The sequence below is a fragment of the Sulfuricella sp. T08 genome (assembly GCF_000971475.1).
Lineage (GTDB): Bacteria > Pseudomonadota > Gammaproteobacteria > Burkholderiales > Sulfuricellaceae > Sulfuricella.
The window spans coordinates 19455-41881 of sequence record NZ_DF967552.1 but is presented as its reverse complement, the minus strand read 5'-3'; the positions used below and the strand labels follow the sequence as shown (position 1 = coordinate 41881).

The 22427-nt window shown below is 57.4% G+C and carries 21 protein-coding genes and 1 pseudogene; 18 read left to right on the top strand and 4 right to left on the bottom strand.

Annotated features, from left to right (window positions below):
- Nucleotides 1-4: 4 nt before the first annotated feature.
- The 4 genes and pseudogenes from SCT_RS13080 to SCT_RS13065 all read right to left on the bottom strand — a co-directional run bounded on the left by SCT_RS13080 (nucleotide 5) and on the right by SCT_RS13065 (nucleotide 4160).
- Nucleotides 5-679 carry a response regulator gene (locus SCT_RS13080; protein ID WP_237759695.1) on the bottom strand — a complete coding sequence of 225 codons (675 nt, stop codon included), beginning with the start codon at nucleotides 677-679 and terminating at the stop codon, nucleotides 5-7.
- Nucleotides 676-1890, bottom strand: a complete 1215-nt coding sequence (locus SCT_RS13075) for an ATP-binding protein (protein ID WP_059423749.1) — start codon at nucleotides 1888-1890, stop codon at nucleotides 676-678. The genes SCT_RS13080 and SCT_RS13075 overlap by 4 nt, the downstream gene beginning before the upstream one ends.
- A 164-nt stretch (nucleotides 1891-2054) precedes the next feature.
- Nucleotides 2055-2351: pseudogene (locus tag SCT_RS13070) on the bottom strand (nitrous oxide reductase accessory protein NosL); the annotation flags it as partial.
- A 153-nt stretch (nucleotides 2352-2504) separates the two neighbouring features.
- The gene (locus tag SCT_RS13065; protein ID WP_059423745.1) at nucleotides 2505-4160 is read right to left on the bottom strand and encodes a methyl-accepting chemotaxis protein; all 1656 of its coding nucleotides are present in this window, start codon (nucleotides 4158-4160) and stop codon (nucleotides 2505-2507) included.
- 212 nt (nucleotides 4161-4372) lie between these two features.
- On the opposite strand from SCT_RS13065, the gene menB reads away from it, so the two are divergent.
- The 18 genes from menB to SCT_RS17700 form a co-directional block, all read left to right on the top strand.
- Nucleotides 4373-5188, top strand: a complete 816-nt coding sequence (gene menB / locus SCT_RS13060) for a 1,4-dihydroxy-2-naphthoyl-CoA synthase (protein ID WP_059423742.1) — start codon at nucleotides 4373-4375, stop codon at nucleotides 5186-5188.
- 89 nt (nucleotides 5189-5277) lie between these two features.
- A complete protein-coding gene (locus tag SCT_RS13055; protein WP_082098350.1) occupies nucleotides 5278-6168 on the top strand; it encodes a 1,4-dihydroxy-2-naphthoate polyprenyltransferase in 891 nt (296 codons plus the stop codon).
- Nucleotides 6165-6674 carry a TlpA disulfide reductase family protein gene (locus tag SCT_RS13050; RefSeq protein WP_059423740.1) on the top strand — a complete coding sequence of 170 codons (510 nt, stop codon included), beginning with the start codon at nucleotides 6165-6167 and terminating at the stop codon, nucleotides 6672-6674. The genes SCT_RS13055 and SCT_RS13050 overlap by 4 nt, the downstream gene beginning before the upstream one ends.
- 164 nt (nucleotides 6675-6838) lie before the next feature.
- Nucleotides 6839-7924, top strand: a complete 1086-nt coding sequence (gene menC, locus SCT_RS13045; protein WP_059423738.1) for an o-succinylbenzoate synthase — start codon at nucleotides 6839-6841, stop codon at nucleotides 7922-7924.
- A 254-nt stretch (nucleotides 7925-8178) separates the two neighbouring features.
- A complete protein-coding gene (nosZ, locus tag SCT_RS13040) occupies nucleotides 8179-10476 on the top strand; it encodes a Sec-dependent nitrous-oxide reductase (protein ID WP_059423736.1) in 2298 nt (765 codons plus the stop codon).
- Between the two features lie 188 nt (nucleotides 10477-10664).
- Nucleotides 10665-10982: a cytochrome c gene (locus SCT_RS13035; protein WP_059423734.1), complete on the top strand. Its 318-nt coding sequence runs from the start codon at nucleotides 10665-10667 to the stop codon at nucleotides 10980-10982.
- A gap of 160 nt (nucleotides 10983-11142) precedes the next feature.
- Complete coding sequence (locus SCT_RS13030) at nucleotides 11143-11886, top strand: c-type cytochrome (RefSeq protein ID WP_059423732.1); 744 nt, start codon at nucleotides 11143-11145, stop codon at nucleotides 11884-11886.
- A 186-nt stretch (nucleotides 11887-12072) separates the two neighbouring features.
- The gene (locus tag SCT_RS13025; protein WP_059423729.1) at nucleotides 12073-13047 is read left to right on the top strand and encodes a hypothetical protein; all 975 of its coding nucleotides are present in this window, start codon (nucleotides 12073-12075) and stop codon (nucleotides 13045-13047) included.
- Nucleotides 13048-13089: 42 nt separating this feature from the next.
- A complete protein-coding gene (nosD, locus tag SCT_RS13020; RefSeq protein ID WP_237759694.1) occupies nucleotides 13090-14478 on the top strand; it encodes a nitrous oxide reductase family maturation protein NosD in 1389 nt (462 codons plus the stop codon).
- Complete coding sequence (locus tag SCT_RS13015) at nucleotides 14475-15323, top strand: 4Fe-4S dicluster domain-containing protein (protein WP_059423727.1); 849 nt, start codon at nucleotides 14475-14477, stop codon at nucleotides 15321-15323. The genes nosD and SCT_RS13015 overlap by 4 nt, the downstream gene beginning before the upstream one ends.
- Entirely contained in the window at nucleotides 15323-16294 is a 972-nt protein-coding gene (locus tag SCT_RS13010) for a NapH/MauN family ferredoxin-type protein (RefSeq protein ID WP_059423726.1), read from the top strand. The genes SCT_RS13015 and SCT_RS13010 overlap by 1 nt, the downstream gene beginning before the upstream one ends.
- 32 nt (nucleotides 16295-16326) lie before the next feature.
- On the top strand, nucleotides 16327-17196 hold the full coding sequence (locus SCT_RS13005) for an ABC transporter ATP-binding protein (RefSeq protein WP_059423724.1): 870 nt from the start codon (nucleotides 16327-16329) through the stop codon (nucleotides 17194-17196).
- The gene (locus tag SCT_RS13000) at nucleotides 17193-17627 is read left to right on the top strand and encodes a nitrous oxide reductase accessory protein NosL (protein WP_059423722.1); all 435 of its coding nucleotides are present in this window, start codon (nucleotides 17193-17195) and stop codon (nucleotides 17625-17627) included. The genes SCT_RS13005 and SCT_RS13000 overlap by 4 nt, the downstream gene beginning before the upstream one ends.
- Nucleotides 17628-17652: 25 nt before the next feature.
- Nucleotides 17653-18480, top strand: a complete 828-nt coding sequence (locus SCT_RS12995) for an ABC transporter permease (RefSeq protein ID WP_059423720.1) — start codon at nucleotides 17653-17655, stop codon at nucleotides 18478-18480.
- 101 nt (nucleotides 18481-18581) lie between these two features.
- Nucleotides 18582-19304 carry a class I SAM-dependent methyltransferase gene (locus tag SCT_RS12990; protein ID WP_059423718.1) on the top strand — a complete coding sequence of 241 codons (723 nt, stop codon included), beginning with the start codon at nucleotides 18582-18584 and terminating at the stop codon, nucleotides 19302-19304.
- A 36-nt stretch (nucleotides 19305-19340) separates the two neighbouring features.
- The gene (locus SCT_RS12985) at nucleotides 19341-20636 is read left to right on the top strand and encodes a class I adenylate-forming enzyme family protein (protein ID WP_159107908.1); all 1296 of its coding nucleotides are present in this window, start codon (nucleotides 19341-19343) and stop codon (nucleotides 20634-20636) included.
- A gap of 12 nt (nucleotides 20637-20648) precedes the next feature.
- A complete protein-coding gene (locus SCT_RS12980) occupies nucleotides 20649-22001 on the top strand; it encodes an isochorismate synthase MenF (RefSeq protein ID WP_059423714.1) in 1353 nt (450 codons plus the stop codon).
- Nucleotides 21998-22427: thiamine pyrophosphate-binding protein (locus SCT_RS17700; RefSeq protein WP_256381550.1), on the top strand; the 430-nt coding region annotated here is incomplete at its 3' end. The genes SCT_RS12980 and SCT_RS17700, both read left to right, overlap by 4 nt.

The following is a 22427-nucleotide window of genomic DNA, read 5'->3' as shown; positions in this document are numbered from 1 at the left end:
GCGGTTAGCTGGTGAGCTGGCCGTTTTGGGTGCTGAGTTTGTGCTCGACAGCGAAGACGGCTGCTTCAACGCGCGAAGTCAGGTTGAGTTTGGCAAGAATGTGGCGCACGTGCAGCTTGACGGTATCGTGGCTGATGTCGAGTGCGCGGGCTATCACCTTGTTGCTTTCGCCTAGCGCCAGATGGGTGAGGATTTCGCGTTCGCGCTGGGTGAGCGAATCGAGCATCGAAGCCGATGAGCTGGCTGGCTGGTCGTTTTGCAGCAGCTTGACCAGCTTCATGGTCATCGCGGGGGCCACTACGGTTTCGCCGCGTGAGGCGCGCAGGATCGCATCCACCACGTCGTCCGGCTCCATATCCTTGAGCAGATAGCCGCGGGCACCGGCACGCAATACATTGGAGAGATCCTCCTCGGCGTTGCTGACCGTCAGCATCAGGGTGGGGGTGGTAAAACCCTCCTGGCGCAGCTGGCGGAACAGGGTCAGTCCGTCGAGCGGCGGCATGTGCAGGTCCATCACCAGCACGTCGGGTTGCTGCTCGGTCAAGAGGCGGCGCACCTCGTCCGGATTGCCGGTGACACCCACCACCTTGATGCTGCCGCGCTGCTCCAGCAGTTCGGCCAGGCCCATGCGGAACAGGGTATGGTCGTCGACCAGCATGACGCGAATCGGGTCGCTCACAGGCTGTCCTCCCGGTGTCCGGCGGAGACCGGGAAGCTCAAGGTTACCCGGGTGCCTGCCTTCTCTCCCGGGGTGACAGTCACTTCGGCATTCAGGTGTTTGGCCCGTTCGCGCATGATGTTGAGGCCGAGGTGCATGCCGCTGTCCGTGTTAACTTTGCCGGTAATGCCGATGCCGTTATCCTCGACGCTGATGACGTAGCGGCTTTGCCTGATCTCGACTGCCAGGCTCACGTGGTTGGCGCGCGAGTGCTTGGATACGTTGTTCAGCGCTTCCCGCACGATGTGGTAGACCTGGACTTCCTGGTCGGGGCTGAGGTTGATGTCGGGTGCGTGGTTGATGAAATCGATGGTGATGCCGGTCTTGTCGTAGAAATTGCCGACGATATCGTACAGTGCCGGGAGCAAGCCGCGTGGGTCCATGCGGTTGCGAAACTGGGTAAGAAGCTCGCGCAATTCGGCATAGGCCGAATCCAGCGCCTGACCGAGATCGTTGACGTATTTGTTGGAGCGCGCCTCGTCGCGGTTCGCCACGGCGTCGCGCAACAGCGGTAATCGCATTTTCATGTAGGCCATGGTTTGGGCGAGCGAGTCATGCAGTTCGTTGGCCAACATCTGGCGTTCGTTGGTCAGGCTGATGCGCAGATTTTCCCGTGTCAGCCTGGCGTTTTCCAGCGCCATGCCGAGGTGTTCGCTGATCGATTGAAACAGCAGCGATACGTCTTCCGGTACCGGGCTGTCGGTAGCCATGAACAGATTGTACACCCCCAGCATCTTGCCCTGATACCGCAATGGCACTGCAACTACACGCAGGCATTGCTTGCCGAAATAGTCGTGGGCGGTGCGCTCTTCGCAGGCTTTCAGGTTGGTGCTGTTGTGTGCGGTATGCGCGCGCGCGGCTTCGCCGCAGACACCGCAATCGACCGGGATATAGCGCTCCTGTTCGAGCACTTCTGGAGGAAGCCCCAGCGCGCCTACCAGACGCAAATACAGGCCGTCGGCGGTCAATACCCGCACTGCGCCGGCGTCCGCGCCGGCGAGCTTGACCATGGTGCCGAGAAAGCGCTCCAGCAAGGAGTCCAGATTATTGTCGCTGGACAGGCTGCTGGTGATTTCGGACAAAACCCGCAGCGCCGGAATCTTGTAGGTTCCGTGGACTGAGGCTTTGTTTGCACTGGAGGGGGCGGTTTGAATGCCAACTTCCTGATTCATTAGGGTTTCCTGAATAACGCACTGGCTACTTTTCAACCGGGGGGTCTATTGTAGCCAGCATTTGGACAAAAACAAATGCTAGTTAATTGTAGAGAGCACGGGCGTTTGGTGCAATGACTGCAAACTTAGAGAATGAATCAGGGAACAGGTTCCGCGTCTTTCTGTCAGCGTGCAGAAGCGCTTCTGGTTTCCTTTGTTGCCTGGTCGAAGTTCAATGTCCTGCCGCCCGTTGTCCGGACAAAGAATTCGGCATCGACCCTATTCTCGAAGGCCGGCAGGTCCGGCCCCATGGGCCCCCTTGCTGACGATCCGGAGATATAAGTGGCTCGTCGTGCTTCGATCAGGCCCCGCCTGACATGATCGGTGGCATCCATCTGCACGATGTCCGTGGCAGAGTGTTTGCTGTCGTACTTCACCATGTTGCCGAGAAAACGGAACATTTCAGCGGGAGAATCGAACGCGGTAACAGCCCCATCCCTGGCCTGTCACCATTGCCCACTCTCCAGTGAGCGGGAAGCCATCAAGGGTGTCGCCTACCCTCATCCCAACCTTCTTTCGGAGGGAGCAGGTTGGATGAGGGCTGCTTGTTTTGATTTGGCGCTTGTTATGACTTGCTATATCTTGAAGCGGTTCACCGCAGCCCGCATAGTGTTTGCCAGGTCTTGCAGGTTGTTTGCGGCACTGGCGGTTTCGGCTGCGGCGGCACTGTTCTCTTCGGTCATTTGCGCCACTTTCTCCACTTGGGCGGCAATATCATTGCTGGCGCTGCTTTGTTCGGCCAGGGCCGATGAAATGTCATTGACGACCCCGACTACCTGCTCCGCGCCGTCCTTGATCTGGACGATGGCTGAGCCGGCCTGGTTTGCCAGCGTTACTCCGCTACTGACCTGATCGACGGCGGAGCTCATGGTGGCGACCGCGCCTTGAGCGCTGCTCTGAATCGTGCCGATCATTTGGGTGATTTCTTCCGTGGCCTTGGTAGTGCGTTCCGCCAGTTTGCGTACCTCGTCGGCCACTACCGCAAAGCCCCGGCCCTGTTCGCCGGCGCGGGCGGCCTCGATCGCCGCGTTGAGGGCGAGCAGGTTGGTCTGGTCGGCGACATCCTTGATGACTTGGACGATGGAAGAAATCTGGTTGGAATGCTGTCCCAGTTCTTCGATGGCTTGGGCGGTGTGGCGCACGGTTTCGGCGATTTGGGACATTTCTGCGGCGGCCTTGTGGATGACTTCCCCGCCTTCGGTGGAGAGCTTGCCCGATTTGCGGGAAATCTCCACGGCTTCATGAGCGCTGTCGGATACATGGTTGATGCTGACAGTCATTTCCTCGACCGCGGCCGCCATCGAGGAGGTCGCTTCGCTCTGGGACGAAGAGCTGGTGGCAACCTGGCCGGATGCGGCAGAAAGGGTTTGTGCCGCATCCGAGACCTTGGTCACGCTGTCGAGCACTTGGCCGAGAGTTTGCTGCAATGTGGCCATGAGTTCGTTGAAGGACTTGGCGGTTTGTCCGACTTCATCCTCGGTGTCGATCGGGATGCGCCGGGTGAAGTCGCCGTTTTTCTCGACTTCGGAAATGGTGGCGCGCATCTGATTGAGCGGGCCGGTGATCGAGCGAATGATCCACCATGCCAGGAGTAGCCCGAGTCCCAGACCGGTAACGATGGTGCCGATCGAAATGGTACGTTCCATGACATAATTGGATTTGGCCTTGTCGTACGTGTCCTTGGCGCTTATTGCCTGCACCTCAAGCAGCGCCTCCATTGATTTGATCAGCGGTGTGGCGTGGGTGCGGTTACCTTTCAAGAAGCGGCTCTGTTTTTCAATGGAGAAGTCATTGTCCCGCAGGGCCTGCAGCATGGGTTGCAGGATCTCGTCCTGGTAGGCTTTGCGTTTTTGATCGTAATCTTCGGCCAGCTTCTTTTCTTCTGGCATCAGGTTCGTCTCCATGTATTTTGCCCAGAGCTTGTCAATGAGAGCCTGATTGGCTTCGATGCGCTTGATATGTTCGTTGACCGGATGATCGTGGAGCTTGGAAATGGCAATTTCCGGATTGTGCTGCAGGGCACGCAGGATGTCGGCGAAATTGCCATTCATCAGGTGGTTGATTTTTCCCAAGTCGGCCATGGGAGTGACTTGATCGTTATAAACAGATTCAAGCCGATGGACCATATCTGATTCGGCGCGTAAGCCAATTGTGCCGATGATAACCATAAAAATCGCCATGATGGCGGTCAGGATTAAAAGTCGTGGGCCAACGTTCAGGTTGTTGAGCATGGTTGTTTTCTCTTCCTTAAGAAACGAAAATTGTGATTATTTAACGGTAATATTTTGATCTAACTTTAAATTCTGTAACAATTATATGCTTAGTCAATGGTGAAATTCAGGGTATTTTATAGTGGCGTGGCTCTGTGCCGACGACGGTTTGTGAATTTAAATGCGCCCGCATATACTTGTGCCCGTCTTTTGCAAACCAACCGAATCGAATCATGGACTGGAAATCTGCCGGTACTTTCGAAGATATTCTCTACCACCAGGCTGAGGGTATCGCCCGAATCGCCATTAACCGCCCCGAGGTGCGCAATGCATTTCGCCCCCTGACGGTGCGCGAGTTGATGGAAGCTTTTCTTCATGCGCATATGGATCCTGAAATTGGTGCCGTCATCCTGACAGGCGCCGGCGATCAGGCATTCTGCTCCGGCGGTGACCAGAAGGTGCGAGGCGACGACGGCGGCTACCATGACGAGCAGGGTGTGCCTTATCTGAATGTGCTGGACCTGCAAAAGCAGATTCGCAGTTTGCCCAAGCCGGTGGTGGCGATGGTGGCGGGCTATGCTATCGGCGGCGGCCATGTGCTGCATTTGATCTGCGATCTGACCATCGCCGCCGATAATGCGCGCTTTGGCCAGACTGGGCCTCGCGTCGGCAGCTTCGACGGCGGTTTCGGCGCGGGCTTGCTGGCGCGCTCGGTCGGCATCAAAAAGGCCAAGGAAATTTGGTTCCTGTGTCGCCAGTACGATGCCCAGGAGGCACTGGCGATGGGGCTGATCAACACCGTGGTGCCGCTGGCCGAGTTGGAGATCGAAACTGTCAAGTGGTGCAGGGAAATGTTGCAACTCTCGCCCACCGCGCTGCGCGTGCTCAAGGCATCGTTCAATGCGGATACCGATGGCCTGGCAGGTATCCAGGAACTGGCCGGCAATGCCACTGCGCTCTATTACATGACACCGGAAGGCCAGGAAGGGCGCAATGCCTGGCTGGAGAAACGGCCGCCCGACTTCGGCAAATTCCCGCGCCGCCCATAAGTTTTTTACCGCTGAGGCGCAGAGACGCTCTGCGAAGGGCTAAAATTTACTTTTCTGTTTTTCTTTGCGCCTCTGCGGTTACATAAATTTTGAATCAATCTTTTCTTCTTAAAGTCTGGTGGCTGGCGATACGGCCAAAAACGCTGAGCATATCGCTGGTGCCGGTGATGGTCGGCAGCAGCATGGCCTATGCTGAGACTGGCGCAATTACCTGGCTTCCCTTGCTGGTGGCGCTGCTGGCGGCGATGCTGATTCAGATCGGCACTAACCTGCATAACGATGTCAGTGACTTCGAGCGTGGTGCGGATAACGCTGAGCGCCTTGGCCCGGCCCGCGCCACCGCCTCCGGATGGCTCGCCCCTGTGGCCGTGCGCCGCGCTGCTTTCGCCTGCTTCGGCCTGGCTGTTCTGCTGGGGATTTACCTGGTCTGGCATGGCAGCTGGCCGATCCTGCTGCTTGGGCTTTGTTCCGTTGCCGCCGGTTGGGCCTATACCGGCGGGCCTCGTCCTATTGCCTACAGCGCTCTGGGCGAGTTGTTCGTCTGGCTGTTTTTCGGCCTGGGAGCGGTAATGGGCAGCTATTATCTGCAAACCTTTAGCCTGGGCTGGAGTGTTTTCATTGCTGCATCCATGGTCGGTTTGTTGGCCGCTGCCGTGATTGCGGTGAACAATTACCGCGATCTCGACAGTGACCGGAAGATAGGTAAAAACACCCTGGCAGTGCGAATCGGACGCGGTGCCAGTCAGGCAGAATATGCATTGCTGCTGTTTACACCGTATTTGCTGCTGCCGCTGCTGGCCTATTTGAGTCATTCCGGGTGGGGTGTCGGGCTGCCGCTGCTGTCGTTGCCTCTGTCGCTGTCATTGTGGCAACGTTTCCGGCGTGAGCAGTTGGGGCCGGCGTTTAACCTCGTCCTGGCGCAGACGGCGCAATTGCAGTTGGGTTTCGGGATACTGTTAAGCATTGGGTTATTGCTATGATCCGACTGGTCTATTTGTTTGCACTGACCTTTTGCCTGATGGCTGGTGCGTCCGTTGCCGCCGAAATGGAGTCCATGCCTTCCGCCGATCCGGTGTTTGCCGCCACGCTGGCCGATTTCGACGGCAAGCCGGTGCCGCTGGCGGAACTGAAGGGGAAGCTGGTGGTGTTGAACTTCTGGGCGACTTGGTGCGGACCTTGCCGCACGGAGATACCGCACTTGATCGAAGCTCAGGAAAAGTATGGTCCGCGCGGCATCGTGTTCATCGGTGCCGCGGTTGAGGACAATGCCGACTCGGTGCGTGATTTTGGCAAGGCTTATGGCATCAACTATACCGTAGCCATGGCCGGCAAGGACCAGGGCATTGCCCTGTTGCGTGCCCTTGGCAACAAGATCGCAGGTCTGCCCTTTACTATCGTTCTTGACCGTCAGGGCAACATCGTTGCCGCCAAGCGTGGAATCATGACGCCAGCTCGCCTGCAACAGATACTCGATCCTCTCCTATAGGAGCCTGTCGGACTCATGATGAATCGGCTGCAAATCCGCTTGGGCGGTCCATATTTCGCCGATTTTTTGATCAATAGAATAACTATTGACCTGCAAAACCAGCTAAATCTGTCCTCGCCTAGCCGAATTCTCGCTTCGATCCCCATAAGTCCGGCCGACTCCTAGTGCGCCTTACCCACTGCACTTTCGTTTCCTATCGCTTGCCGTTGCGCCAGTCGTGGGTCAGTGCGCGCGGTGGATTCGCCGTGCGCGAAGGCTGGTTGGTCAGGCTGGTGACCGATGCGGGATTGTTCGGTTACGGCGATTGTGCTCCACTGCCGCAAGCCGGCACAGAGAGCATGGACAGTGCCGTAGCTTGCCTGTCGGATTGGGCCGCGATTCTGCCCGGGCTGTCGCTGGAGGTGGCGCTCGGCAGGATAACCGCTGACGCAGCCGGAGCGCCTGCTGCCTGTTGCGGGCTGGAAACGGCTCTGCTCGACTTGCTGGCGCAGCAAGCCGGGCTGCCTCTGGCGCGCTGGCTTAACCCAAGTTCGTCTGCTGCTGTCAAAGTGAATGCTGCGCTCGGCGGCCTGGATGGTCAGATGGTTGAGCGTGCGCTGGCAGCAGTGGCGGAAGGTTATTCAGTGCTCAAGCTGAAGGTGGGGCTGGCGGCAGGGCATGAGGAAATCCCTTTGTTGCATGATCTGGTGCGATGCCTGCCGGCGGACATTGCCTTGCGGCTGGACGCGAACTGCGCGTGGAGTGTAAGGGAGGCGGAATATTTTCTCGATGCATTGACCGGCCTGCCGGTGGAATCGGTCGAGGACCCCTTGGTTAACCCGGATATGGCAGGGTGGTCGCGTTTGCAGGCTAAAGTTCTTTTCCCGTTGGCGGCGGATGAGTCTTTGCGGATTATGGGTACGGCTGCAGTGTTTGATCAGTCGCCGGTGCGGCGTGTGGTGCTGAAGCCGATGGTGCTGGGTGGACTGTCTGCCGCTCTGGCGCTGGCGCGGCGGGCGCGTGAGGTGGGTGTGGGATGTGTGGTAACGACAACGGTTGACAGTGCGGTCGGGGTGGCTGCAGCCCTGAACCTGGCTGCCGCCGTGGCGAATGACCTGGCGCATGGGCTGGCGACTTCGGCCTGGCTGGAGCGGGATGTGGGAAATTTCCCGCGACCGGCGGGCGGGGAGTTGCGGCTTGTTGATTGCCCCGGGCTGGGATGCATTCCCAGCGAGGAAAATGAACATTTAGAGAAAATATTTATTAGTTGATCTGGATCATGGGTTGATGGTGGTGTTATATTACACACTTCACGGATATGTCTGTCCTGAATATCGGAGCGCTTCTGGCGCTGAAATCATTACGGTAGATGTAGGTAAATCGTGATTGACTTGACCTAGGTCAAAGAAAAAAGGTGTGCTATACATAAGAATATGTGTGTCAAATCGCACACCTTGGATTTTGGTTGGCATGGGTCAGGGGCAGGTTTTTAATTTTAATACGGTTTTAACAATAGGAGACATTTATGAATCTCTTCACTAAGCAAACAGCCACGCTGGCATTAGCGGCGGGGATGGGTTTTGCCGCAGTGTCCAGTGCCTGGTCGGCAGAATCGCTGCAGGACGTAATGAAGCGTCGCGGCTTGTCGCAGCAGGACTTGTTGGCAGCGTCCAAAACCTATGTTCCGACTGGCAAGCGCGATGAATTCGTCGCCTTCAGTTCGGGCGGCCAGTCTGGCCAGGTGATCGTGTACGGTATTCCGTCCATGCGTATCCTGAAATACATCGGCGTATTCACTCCCGAACCTTGGCAGGGCTATGGTTTCGATGAGGAATCCAAGGAAGTACTGAAAGGCGGCCGCATCGATGGCAAAGACATTACCTGGGGCGATACTCACCACCCGGCACTTTCCGAAACCAACGGCAAGTACGACGGCCAGTTCCTGTTCATCAACGACAAGGCTAACCCCCGTCTGGCAGTGATCGACCTGCGCGACTTCGAGACCAAGCAGATCGTGGTCAACCCGATTTTCAAATCGGAACACGGTGGTGCTTTCGTCACCCCGAACACCGACTACGTGATCGAGGCTGCGCAGTACGCAACGCCGTTTGCGAACAAGAAATTTGTTCCGCTAGAACGCTTCAATGAAGAGTATCGCGGCGGCGTGACTTACTGGAAGTTTGACCGTAAGGAAGGCAAGATCGATGTGAAGAAATCCTTCACGCTTGAACTGCCCCCTTATAGCCAGGACTTGTCCGATGCCGGTAAACTGGCCTCCGATGGGTGGTCCTTTACCAACTCTTTCTGTACCGAGCGTTACGTCGGTGGTATCGAGAAAGGTCGTCCTCCCTATGAGGCAGGCTGCTCCGCAAAAGACACCGATTACATGCACGTGATCAACTGGAAGAAAGCCGCCGAACTGGTTGCTGCCGGTAAAGCCAAAAAGATCAACGGCATGGATGTTCTGCCGATGGACGTATCCATCAAGGAAGGCATCCTGTTCCTGATTCCGGAGCCGAAGAGCCCGCACGGTGTGGACGTAACGCCGGATGGTAAATTCATCACGGTGGCCGGCAAGCTGGATACCCACGTTTCGGTATACAGCTTCGAAAAGATCATGGCGGCGATCAAGGCCGGCAAGTTCGAAGGCAAGGATCCCTACGGCATTCCCGTGATTTCCATGCAGGACACGCTGCACAAGCAGGTTCAATTGGGCTTGGGACCATTGCACACCCAGTATGATTCCAAGAAGTGCGTGGCCTACACCTCACTGTACGTGGATTCCCAAGTTGCCAAGTGGGACTACTGCGAAGGCAAGGTGCTGGACAAGATCTCCATTCACTACAACATTGGTCACTTGATGACTATGGAAGGTGATTCGGTAGATCCAAAAGGCCATTACCTGGTTGCGCTGAACAAGCTGGCAATCGACCGCTTCAACCCGGTGGGTCCGCTGCATCCACAAAACCACCAGTTGATCGACATCTCCAACGACAAGATGCAGTTGTTGTACGACATGCCAATTCCGCTGGGCGAGCCGCATTATGTCGTGGCGATCGATGCCAAGATGCTGAAACCTGGCATTCGCTACAAGGTGGGCACCAACAGTCGTACCGACAAGCCGAGCGCAGGTGCTGTAAGGGCGGGTGAAGAGCATACCGACAAGAAAGCAGGCAAGGTGGAAGTATTCGGCACCCTGATCCGTTCGCATATCACGCCGGAAACCATTGAGGCGACGGTGGGTGATGAAGTGACGATACACCTTACCAACCTTGAGCGTGCCGAGGACGAGACACACGGCTTTACGGTGAGCACTTACAACGTCCACGCTTCGGCTGAACCGGGCAAAACCGTGACGGTTAAGTTCAAGGCGGACAAGGAAGGTGTGTATCCTTACTACTGCACCGAGTTTTGCTCGGCCCTTCACCTGGAGATGCAAGGTTACTTGCTGGTCAAGCCCAAGGGCTACAAGGAAGTCAAGGTTGCTGCGGCCAAGGCCGAGTACACCAAGGCTGACTACGACAAGCAAGTGAAGAAGATTGCTGATACCCAGGCCGTAATTGACAGCGTGGTGGGCTTCATCACCAGCCACAATTACAAGGACTTCCCTGATGTTGTTGCTCTGGTTGAAGACGCAACCGACCAGTTGGGCCGCATGAAGGAATCCAAGGCCAAGCATGAAGAAGCGGCCAAGAAGCAGGATTGGCAGAATGCTACCCTGTGGGCTGAGCAGGTCTGGCAGTACCAGGTCAAAGCCGCCGACATCGGTCTGCGCGCCAAGACCTACCTGGAGGAGCATGGTGCCAAGAAGGTGGGCAAGTAAAATCGCTGACTAGGTCGTAACATCCGGGGCGGGGGGCATGAAAATGCTCCCCGCCTTTTTTGACGGTAAATTATTAATGCAAGATAACAAGATGTCTATATCTTTGTTATTAGTTGATCTGCATCAATATTAGGATTAGAATTTCGCCGTTGCAAAACGGTGTTGTTATTTGATTAGGAGTTATAAAGATGAAACTTTTACCTGTTGTAGCCGCCACAATGTCCGCTGCTTTGATCTGTAGCACAGCTTTTGCGGCTGATGGCGCCAAGCTGTTTATGGAGAAAACCTGCACTGCCTGCCACGGCAAGGATGGAAAAACCCCGCTGATGCCGGATTACCCGAAAATCGCCGGCCAGAACGTCAAGTACATTGAAAAGCAAATGACCGACATCAAGAGCGGTGCTCGTTCGAACGGCAACAGCGCAGCCATGAAAGGTGTGATGGTTATCGTTAGCGACGAAGAGATCAAGGATTTGGCGGTATACGTTTCCAAGATGAAACCCTGAGTCAGATTTTAAGCAGAAGCAGGGATTGTGATTGGATTGACATAAATCAATGCGCTAGTCAGGCAATATTTAATATAATTTTTTAAACTTATTTGACTGAACGAATACTCTTAATACTTAATAGTATTGAGTTCGGGTTTGTGAAATCGAAAGGAAGACAATGAAAAAGGCATTAGTAGTAGCACTGACCCTGGCTTTGCTGCCGGCAACAGCAGCTTTGGCTGCCAATCCCAATGTGGCCGAGAAGAAAGCAGGCATCGAGGCCAAAGGTTATGTATGGAACTCTCAGGAAGGCGGCGAAAAGATCGAGGCCTTAAAACTCAAGGGTGACGCCAAGCGTGGCAAGGAGGCTTATGAGGTGTGCGGCGCCTGCCATCTGCCCAGCGGTTCCGGTCGTCCTGATGGTACTTTCCCGCAGTTGGCAGGGCAGCATGCCACCGTGATCATCAAGCAGATCGCCGATATTCGTGAAGGCTTGCGCGACAATCCAACGATGTACCCGTTTGCCCAGACGCTGACGGATGCCCAGGAACTTGCTGACGTGGCTCAGTACATCCAGACCCTGTGCATTCCGCGTGAACACGGTATGGGTGCGAAAGACCCTGCCGTCCTGAAGCATGGCGAAGAGTTGTACAAGAAAGAGTGCACCTCCTGCCACGGTGAAACCGGCGCAGGCGACAAGGCGAAGTTCTACCCTGTACTGGCCGGTCAGCATTACAAGTACATGTTGCGCCAAGTCACCGAGATTCGCGACGGCAAGCGCCGCAATGCCAATCCGGACATGGTGAAAATCGTGAAGAAGTACAGCGACCACGATCTGGACGCGGTGGTGACCTACATGTCTACCCTGACCATGCCCGGCACCCTGTGCCCGGAGAAGAAAGGCGCTGGCAAGAAGAAGTAAGCATCAGCAGGTCTGGCAGTTCAAGAAAAACTATAGAGGGCGGGGAGACCTGCTTTCTATAGCTTACCAATATAAGTTTGTTAGAATATATAAGAATTTCCTGGCCGAGACGGTTTAGGCGATGTCTCAGGGGGCGGCTTTACGCCTACGGGTTTTTGCCCAAAATTCAATATGGTGAGTGTTAAGATGACGAACGGTTCAAAGAATCAGGTTTGGTGGGTCAGAGGGCTGACGCTGGCCGCTTTGGTGCTTATGATCGCTGCGTACTTTACGCCGATCTGGTGGGTATCCCTGACCGCACCGAACTATCCCAAGGAAGCATTCCCGGATGGCATCCGCATTCACTTCCACTTTAATGGCGTGTTTAACGGCTGCAAGGCTCCCGCCCTGAAAAAAGGCTCTCATGCGAGTGAAGTTCTTCAGGCCGATTTGGGTGATGACCTGACCGAACGTGAAGGAATGAAGGCGGGAGAATCTGCCGAAACTGGCTTGAACTGCGTGCATGAAATGAACACCATCAACCACTATGTGGGGATGTACCCGATCGATACCGGTGCCCCGGTGGAGGTGCCGATGTCGAAGTTCTTCTTCGGCTTCTTTGCCGTGCTGCTGCTGGGATTCATGGCGACCCAGCGCAAGCAGCAACTGATGATACTGGGCGCGGGTTTCGCGGCCGTAACCGCGTGGATGGTGACAGACCAGATCGTTCTGGGTCATTTGAATGCTTTTGCCGACCATTACTACCATGAGGCGAGCACCTTCTTCAATCAGCCCGAGGTATTGGAGCGCTGGACGGCCAACCTGAAGCTGGCGACCAAAGCGGCTATGGCAGGGCTGGTTGTGGCGATGCTGATCATCATGTTGGGTGTCTGGAAAATCCGCCAGTTTTCGCTGTTGTTGGCCTTGGTTCCTGCCTTGCTCCCTGTGTTTTTCGTCCTGGATTACGCGGGTTGGTTGTGGTTTTTTGGGCATAACATGCATCCATGGGGGGCCTTCACCGTCAAGCCCTTCATGCCAACAGTGTTCGGCGAGGGCAAGGTCGCGCAATTTAGCACCTACTCCTACCCCTACTATGGCTATGCCATTTTGCTGGCCGCATCCGCCGCGTTGCTCCCGGCAATCCTGATTCGCCGCAAAATGATGCGGGAAGAACAGGGTTGAAAGGGTAGAATGCCCTGTCCCCCGCTCTAAGTAGGCGGGGGATTGCGTCCTCATGAAATTTTACCCAATATAAAAGTTGAGCTTGTGACTAACGGTCTGCGAATAGCCTGTGTAGGGATGTTGTTGGCGTCATTTGCGATCCCAGTCGGCGTTGCCGCCGAGTTTGAAAGCAGCCCCGATTTGAGTGCTACTCCTCGTGTGGATGTGGATAAACCGGTGGAACTGGTTCCGCTCTCCGAGCGCGACCCCCGTATCCATCATTTGATCCCTTTCCAGAAACTGGTGGATGCCACTCCCGCAGGGGGGACTCTCAAGCCCAAGCCCGGCACCTATGCGGGTCCGGTTCTGGTGGACAAGCCGATTGTGATCGATGGCGCCGGAAAGGTGACCATAGATGGTGGTGACAAGGGGACAGTGTTCGTGCTCAAAGCCAACAGCTCCACGATACGCGGCCTGCATCTTACGGGATCGGGCTCGCACCACGATACCGACGATGCCTGCATCAACGTGCGCGGCAACAACAACTATATCGAATCTCTGGTAATAGACAACTGCCTGTTTGGTATCGACCTCAAGCAGTCCAGCAACAATGTCATCCGCAATAACCAGATTCGATCCAAGCCCCTGGAATTGGGTGTCAGGGGTGACGGCATCCGGCTCTGGTACAGCATGAATAACCGGATTGAAGGGAACCGGGTGGTGGATTCACGCGACAACGTGGCCTGGTATTCGAATGGCAATGTTTTTTATCGGAACTACGGTACCCGCAGCCGCTATTCCATCCATTTCATGTTTGCCAACAATAACGTCGTGGACAGCAATCATTTTTACGACAACGCAGTGGGCGTGTACCTGATGTACAACGAAAATACCGTGGTGCGGAACAACATCTTCTCCCACTCCAACGGCGCGACCGGCATGGCGATAGGCTTTAAGGAAGCGAGCGCGGCGCAGATCGAAAACAATGAAATTATCTATTGCGCGATTGGTATCGGCAGCGACCTGTCTCCTTTCCAGCCTGGCACGACCATTCAGGTCAAGGGCAACCGCTTCGCGTACAACGGCATTGCAATCGCATTCAACAGTGACCGGGATGGTCACTATTTTCTTAATAACATCTTCGAGGGCAATTTGACCGACGTATCCGTGGGCGGTGCGGGATCCGCAAAACGCAACGTGTGGCGCGGAAATTACTGGGATGATTATCAAGGGTTCGACCGGAACAATGACGGAGTCGGCGATACCCCATACAATCTTTATGCCTATGCAGACCGGATCTGGATGGAGGTGCCGCACGCGCGCTTTTTCAAGAACGCCCCCCTGATGGAGGCGATCGATTTTCTCGAGCGGCTGGCGCCTTTTTCTAATCCAGAACTAATTCTGCGTGATGATGCTCCAATGTTTCATTTACCGAGGAAGACACGAAAGTGACGATTGAAAAGAAACCGGCAGTCCCCGGCAACGGGGTGGTCAACAAGCGCAAGCTTGAAGAACGCCGTCGATTTCTGCGCTCGATCATTCTGGGCGCGGCGGTGCTAGGGATTTCTACATTGGGCTATATTCCGGTGGCCAGTGGCTGGCGCATGCGCATGCGTCCACCAGGGGCGCTGGAAGAGTCTGATTTTCTTTCTTCATGTATCAAGTGCGGACAGTGTGTCCAAGTTTGCCCGGTGCAGGCAATCAAGCTCGATGACATCGATCATGGCTTCGGTGTTGGCGTACCCTATATCGACTCACGCAGCCAAGCCTGCGACTTCTCATGCGATGCAGTGCAGTGCATTCTGGCTTGCCCTACGGGCTCACTGGTTTACAAGAAACCGGTCTTCATGCCCACGCGCAGCGGGATGAGAGTGGCGAATCCGCCAATTCTGATCGCCAAGGAAAAAGATCCGGAGCCGACCCTGAATATCAAGGAGCGGACTGGGTTGGCACGCCTGGCGCGCCCGGATGCCTGTCTCGCTGTTCAGGGCAAAGGCTTCAAAGGACAGGCTCGTGGAGCGGATTTCAAGGGTCGCATGCGCTTTGTCGAGGTGGACCGCTGGAAACCGATCCCTCTTCGAGATCATCCCTTTGACTTGGAGTTGTGCGACCTGTGCGTGCGCACCTGTCCGATCAAGGGCGCGATTTCACTGCAGCCGGTAGTGGACAAGGATGGCAACAAGCGCATGACTCCGACGGTGCATGAGCCGTGCCTGGGTTGCGGCGTGTGTGAAATGATTTGTCCGGTGGAATCTGCGGCAATCGTGGTGGATGCGCGCAAAGGATGGGGTGCGTGATGGCGAATAAATATTGGGAATCGGTGCGGGTGATGCTGGGGGCGGCTCCAAGAAAGAGTCTGCCTGCCGAATACACAGAAGAAGCGAAGACCATCCATTTTTACAAGAAAAGTGAGAAGCTGGATTTTGAGGCACTCAGGGTGGAAGCCCATGAGCATCAGAAGAAAGGCGTCTGGCTCAAGCGGCGCTGGATCACGTTGCTGGTGATCAACCTGCTGTTCACGGCGTCATTCTGGCTGGATATCCAGATCCTGGAAGGCGCGCTCACCGCCTCGCGCTTTCTGGGCTTCCACCTGATCGACCTGAATTCCGCGCTGCAAGTGATGCTGGCGCACAAGCACATCATCGTCAATCTGTTTATCGGCACCGGCACGGTTTTCGTCCTGTGGCTGCTGGTGGGCGGACGCACTTTCTGCTCCTGGGCCTGCCCCTACCATTTTCTGGCGGAAAATGCCGAGCGGCTGCACGTGTACCTGGTGCAAAAAAAGAAGATTTCCGACCATACTTTCCACCGCGGTGTGCGCACGGTGTTCTGGGTGCTATTTGCCCTGATGGCGATTATTACTGGATATACCGTGTTCGAAACCATCTCGCCAGTTGGCATCGTCAGCCGGGCGCTGATCTATGGCCCAGGGCTCGCGCTGGGATGGGTGGTGCTGTTGCTGCTGTTTGAGGTATTCTACTCGCGCCGCGCATGGTGCCGTTATGTCTGCCCGATCGGGCTGACTTATGGTTTCGTCGGTGTGTTTTCGCCCTTGCACGTGACCTACAAGCTGGCCAACTGCCACCATGAAGGCGAATGCAAAAAGGTTTGCGAGGTGCCTCACGTGCTGGACTGCGTCATCAAGGGGCGTGCACCGACTGCCCAGTTGGATATCGGTGCGGACTGCACCCGCTGCGGCATGTGCATCGATGTCTGCCCAAGCGGGGCCTTGTCGTTCGAGGTCAAGGGCCTGAGAAAGATAATGTAAGAATTTAGTACAGAAAACCAAAAAACTCTAAAATGATCCATTTCAATCATGTTTCAAAAACTTTCAAGCGCAATCAGGTTCTCGACAACATCGATCTGAAAATCGAGCTCGGCGAGAGGATTGCCCTGGTCGGTTCCAACGGTGCCGGGAAAACCACCCTGATCCGCTGTCTGCTTGGCGAGTACGTCTACGATGGCGAGGTCACGGTGAATGGACTGGTGCCGCGACGCGAGCGCACCAAGGTGCTGCAAAAGATCGGCTTCGTGCCGCAGTTGCCCCCCCCTCTGAAAATGCCCGTCAGCCAGTTGGTCGGCTTTGCCGCTTCACTATGCAACAGCGAGCGGAAGCGCATGGAAGACGTGGCCCAACGTCTCGGCCTCGATCTCGGCAAGATAGCCCGATTGCCCTTCGTCAAGCTGTCCGGCGGCATGAAACAGAAACTGTTGATTTCCATCGCCATGGGGCGCGACACTAATATTCTGGTGATGGACGAACCGGCGGCCAACCTCGATCCCGACGCCCGCCACATCTTTTTCGAATTGCTGGCGGAGCGGCTGCAAAACACCACCATGCTGATTTCCAGCCATCGCCTCGACGAAGTGGCGCCCCTGGTCAATCGCGTACTGGAGATGGATCGCGGCAAGGTGGTGCTGGACGACCGGGTGGCGGAAGACACTTCGCTTTCCGGCAAGCTGGCCTGCCGCCTGACGTTGCGCCGTCCCGAGGAGGCCATCGCCAAGGCGTTGATGGGCTGGGGTTTTCGCGACACCGGCAGCGGCACCGAGTGGGAAGGCATGATTGCGGGCCCGGATCGCCTGCGCTTCCTCGGCGTGCTGTCGCGCTATGTCGGACTGCTGACCCAGATTTCCCTGGATGAAATCGTGCGGAGCGCAGGGCAATGATGCGCTTGCTGGCAAGAATATTTCTGCTGGGTGCAGCGGTCCTGTTTCTGGCCGCCTGCTCGCGACAGCCGGAAACCGGCCCGGTCGAGATCAAGTGGGACCGCGATACCTGCAAACGTTGCAGCATGGCAGTCAGCGACCGGCATTATGCCGCCCAGGTGCGCGGCGGGCCGAAAAAGCAGGTATTCAAGTTCGACGACATCGGATGCGCCGTCCACTGGCTCAAGGATCAGCCCTGGGTCAACGATCCGGCCACGGAAATCTGGGTCACCGATTTCCGCAGCGGCAAGTGGCTGGATGCCCGTACCGCAAATTATGTGACCGGCAAGACCACGCCAATGGCTTATGGTTACGGCGCCTCTGGTGAGGCGCTGCCAAGCAGCATCGGCTTTGAGGAGGTCAGGAAGCAGTTACTGGCCAAAGACAAATAAATAACGAAAAATTCAAAGACTGAATATGAAGCATCTCTGGCTCACCGCTAAACTCGACATCGTGGAATCTCTGCGCGCGCGCTGGTTCATGATTTACTCTCTGGTGTTCGGCGGCATCGTTGCGCTGTTGTTCGCCTTCGGCCTGACCGAGTCGCGCGTGCTCGGCTTCATCGGCCTTTCCCGCTTACTGGTAACCTACATCCAGCTCTCCATGGCGATCCTGCCGATTTTCGTGCTGATCACTACCGTGCGTTCGGTGGCCGGTGACCGCGAAGCAGGCGTGTTCGAATACCTGCTGTCCCTGCCTGTTTCGCTTTCCGCCTGGTTCTGGGGCAAGATCGTCGGGCGCTACCTGGTGGTGTTCCTGCCGGTGTTCGCGGCAATGGCGGCGGCGGCGGGTTGGGCCATGATCAAGGATGTCGAGGTGCCTTGGGAGATGTTCCTGTATTACACTGGATTGCTGGCGGCCATATCCTGGTGCTTTCTCGGCATTGGCATGTTGATTTCCACTGTGGCGCGCTCGATTGACGTTGCCCAGGGTGCGGCCTTCCTGGTTTGGCTGACCATGTTGTTGTTCCTGGATTTGATTCTCCTCGGCATCATGATTCAGGGGCACGTCGCGCCTGAAGTTGCAGTCGCCTTGGCCTTGATTAATCCGTTGCAGGTGTTCCGCACCGCAGCGCTGATGCTGTTCGACCCGCAGTTGGTGGTGATCGGTCCGGCAGCCTACGTCATTTTTGATTACTTCGGCGGGCCGCTGTTCAAGATTTATGCCCTGATCTACCCCGTCTTGCTGGGTACCCTGTCTGCTACCGGCGGCTACCTTCTGTTTCGTCGCGGCGATTTGCCCTGATTTAAGTTTTTAACCACAGAGGCACAGAGGCACAAAACATAAGCAGAGACTATTCCGGTTTTATCTGTGCCTCTGTGTCTCTGTGTCTCTGTGGTGAAAAGATGCCCGATCTATCCCATACCTTCGGTTACCAGGACGTAGACCAGGATGAACGGCGGCGCCGCATTCGCAGGGTGTTCGCCAGTGTCGCCCGCCGCTACGATCTGATGAACGATGCCATGAGCTTCGGCATCCACCGCCTGTGGAAGCGCTCTCTGGCGCATGCCGCCCATCCGTTGCCGGGGCAGGTCATTGTCGACCTGGCAGGCGGCACCGGGGATGTGGCCAGATTGATGGCCGCTGGCAATCGCCAGGTAATGGTGTGCGATCCGAGCCTGGCGATGATGGGCGTCGGTCGCGAGCGCGGCATACCCCACGTTGTGTGGCTCGCCGGCAGCGGCGAAGGCATTCCTCTTGTCTCCTCTTCGGTGGATACCATCACCATCGCTTTCGGCATACGCAACGTCACCAGTCTGGAGCACGCGCTAACAGAGGCGTTGCGCGTACTCAAGCCAGGCGGACGTTTTCTTTGTCTGGAATTTTCCCGCCCCTGGGCTCCGATCAGACCTTTCTACGACCTGTTTTCATTCGCCGTGATTCCTCGCCTCGGTGCATGGATCGCGCGTGAACCGGAAGCCTATACCTACCTGGTCGAGTCCATCCGCCGCTTCCCCGATCAGGAGGCGTTCAAGCTCACCATGGAGCAGGCCGGATTTGCCGACGTGCGCTACCGCAACCTGAGCTTCGGCATCGCCTGCCTGCATAGCGCGACGAAAGCCGAATAAGCCACTTTGAACCTGCTCGCTTTCTGGGTCAATCGAGTGGCAACCATCCGTCCTGATGCGGTAGCACTGATCACGCCTGATGAAATTCTGAGCTACCGTCAGCTGCTCGATCGCGCGCATACCCTGGCGCAACAGCTCGAGCGCACGCAGGGAACCTTGCTGGCCTTGCAAGCCAAGTCTATGCCCGAGGTGGCGCTGTCCGCCCATGCCGCTTCCTGGCTTGGCCGTGCCTTTTTTCCGCTTAATCCCGCGCTTTCACCGCTGCGGTGCGATGTGTTGCTGCAAGCCGCCGGCGGACCGGTGGTGGATGACATCGAATTGTTCATTGCGACCAGCGGCACCCAGGGCGAACCAAAAGCCGTGATGCTGGGCCGTGCTAATTTGCAGGCTGGGGTGCTGGCCTCGCGCAGCCGTCTGCCGCTGCAAGCGGGGGATACCTGGCTGGCCTGTCTGCCGCTCTACCACATCGGCGGCATGGCGATCCTCTACCGTTGCGCCGAGGCTGGTGCGGCAGTGTTACTGCATGAGGGCTTCGACCCGTTGCGGGTCTGGGATGACCTGGAAAAACACCGCGTCACCCACATTTCGCTGGTGCCGGCGATGCTGGCCCGGTTGCTGGATACAGGCCGCGAATCTCCGCCGCCTGCGATCAAGGTTGCGTTGATCGGCGGCGGCCCGCTGTCCGTAGCGCTGGCGGAACGTGCCCGCGCAGCGGGCTGGCCAGTATGCGCCAGCTACGGCATGTCCGAGACCGGCTCCCAAGTGGCGACCCTATGCGATCTGCCGCAAGGCTGGGAACCCGGTCAAGTCGGTTCGCCCTTGCCGGGGCTCGATGTGGAAGTGGTGGGCGAAGACGGGCTGCCCACCTCCGGCATCGGCCGCATCCGTATCCGCGGGGCTGCAGTCATGGCGGGGTATGCCAGTCCGCAGCGGGAAATGGGGCTGGGACTTGCTCAAGGCTGGTTCATTAGCGGCGATCTGGGTCGTATAGATGCGCAGGGCAACCTGACCGTGCTGGGCCGCCATGACGACATGCTGGTGAGCGGTGGAACCAACGTCCATCCCCAGCAAGTGGAGGAAGTGCTGAAACGCTGCCTGGGCGTCGCGGATGCCGCGTTGACCTCGGTGGCGGATGATATCTGGGGCGACCTTCTGGTGGCTGCCGTAGTTGCCGAAGCGGATGATGAAGTACTGGAAAAATGGTGCCGCAACGAGTTGGCCGGTGCAATGCGCCCGCGCCGCTTTATTCGCCTCCCCGTGCTGCCCCGCAATGCGCTCGGCAAGCTGGACCGGCAGGCGCTGCGCGATTTGATCAGGCAAAAGTTGGAGTAGAATCTAAGCATCATGGCACAACCGGCACACCGCTATCCTTCCTTGCTGCAAGCCCTGGAAACGCGCCTCGGCAGCTTGCTGCGCCAGCATGGCGGGGGCAGCGGATTGCTGAGCCTGACGCTGGGAACGCCGGAACTGGCTTTTGACCGATTGCCCGAAGGTTTGAACAATTGCAGCTACTGGGCCCGGCCGGCGAACGGCCGCTTCCTGCTCGGCCTGGGTGTGACGGCCAGCGTCGAGGCGCAAGGTGAAGGTCGCTTCCGCGCCCTGGATGCGGCCTTCGTTGAATACCGTCGCCTATGGCAGGCGGTGGATGCGGATGGGCTCGGATTTCAGCCGGCCGCTCTGGCCGGCTTTGCCTTCGGCCAGGAAGGGGCGGGAGATGTGCCGAATTCACGGCTCACGATTCCGACCCTGCTGGTGCAACGGCGCGAAGAAATCTGCGCCATGACCTTTACCTGCGACCGGGGCGGTTCGCCGGATGCGGTGCTGGCCGGCTGGATGACGCTGGCTGGCGAGGTGGTGGCGGCCCTGGATCGAAACGCGCCCCCATCTGCTGCCGTTTTGCTGCAGCGGTTTTCCAGCCAGCCTGATGACGCTGTCTGGCTAGCACGGGTGGCGCGTGCAGTGACGGACATCCATGCTGGCGAACTCGACAAGGTGGTGCTGGCGCGCAGTATCCGCGTCCGTTCAACGCAGCCGTTTGTTCCCGCCGCGCTGATGGCTGCGCTGGCGACGCGCTATCCCGGCTGCATCCATTTCACCCATTTCTTCCCGGGCGGCGGCGTGTTGCTCGGCGCCACGCCGGAGTCGCTGGTATCACTTGCCGCCGGGCAGGTGGTGAGCGACGCGCTGGCGGGCACCGACTGGCATTCCGGGCGGCTGGACGACGAAAAAAGCCTGCACGAGCACCGCCTGGTAGTGAATGCGATTGTCCGCGCCCTTGAGCCGGTATGCGGGTTTCTGCAAATTCCCGCCCGTCCGAAGGTGTTCGAGCTGCAGGAATTGCGTCACCTGCGCAGCGTGATCCGGGGCACTGCCGACTCGGGCGTGAGCTTGTTGAATCTGGTCGAGCGACTTCATCCGACGCCGGCGATAGGCGGCGCCCCCGCCCGGCGCGCGCTGGACTGGCTGGCGCGCCACGGTGAAATACGGAGAGGCTGGTATAGCGGCGCTACCGGCTGGATAGGCTACGATGGTGACGGCGAGTTCGCGGTGGCGCTGCGCTGCGCTTGGCTGGACGGTAATGAGGCCGAGCTGTATGCCGGTGCGGGCATCGTCGCCGGTTCCAATCCCCGCGCCGAGCTGGAAGAAACCGAGGCCAAACTCAATGCCATGCTGCGCGTGCTGGGAGGACAGGTGTGAGCGACGTCGCCGCTGCCAACCTGCGCTGGGCGATGGTGCTGGCGGATGGTCTGGCTGCGGCGGGAGTGGGGCATGCCGTGATTTCTCCCGGTTCGCGCTCGACACCGCTGGCGCTGGCTTGTCTGCGCCATCCGCGCCTGCGCACCTGGATCCAGGTGGATGAGCGCAGCGCGGGTTTTTTTGCGCTTGGCCTGTCCAAGGCTGACCACAGTCCGGTCGCACTCATTTGTACTTCCGGTTCGGCGCCGGCCAACTGGTTTCCTGCGGTGATCGAGGCCAATCATGGCTTGATCCCCCTGATTCTGCTGACCGCCGACCGCCCGCCGGAGCTGCGTGACTGCGGCGCCAACCAAGCCATCGACCAGGTCAAACTGTTCGGCGGCCAAGTGCGCGCCAGTCACGAATTGCCGCCGGTGGAAACCACGG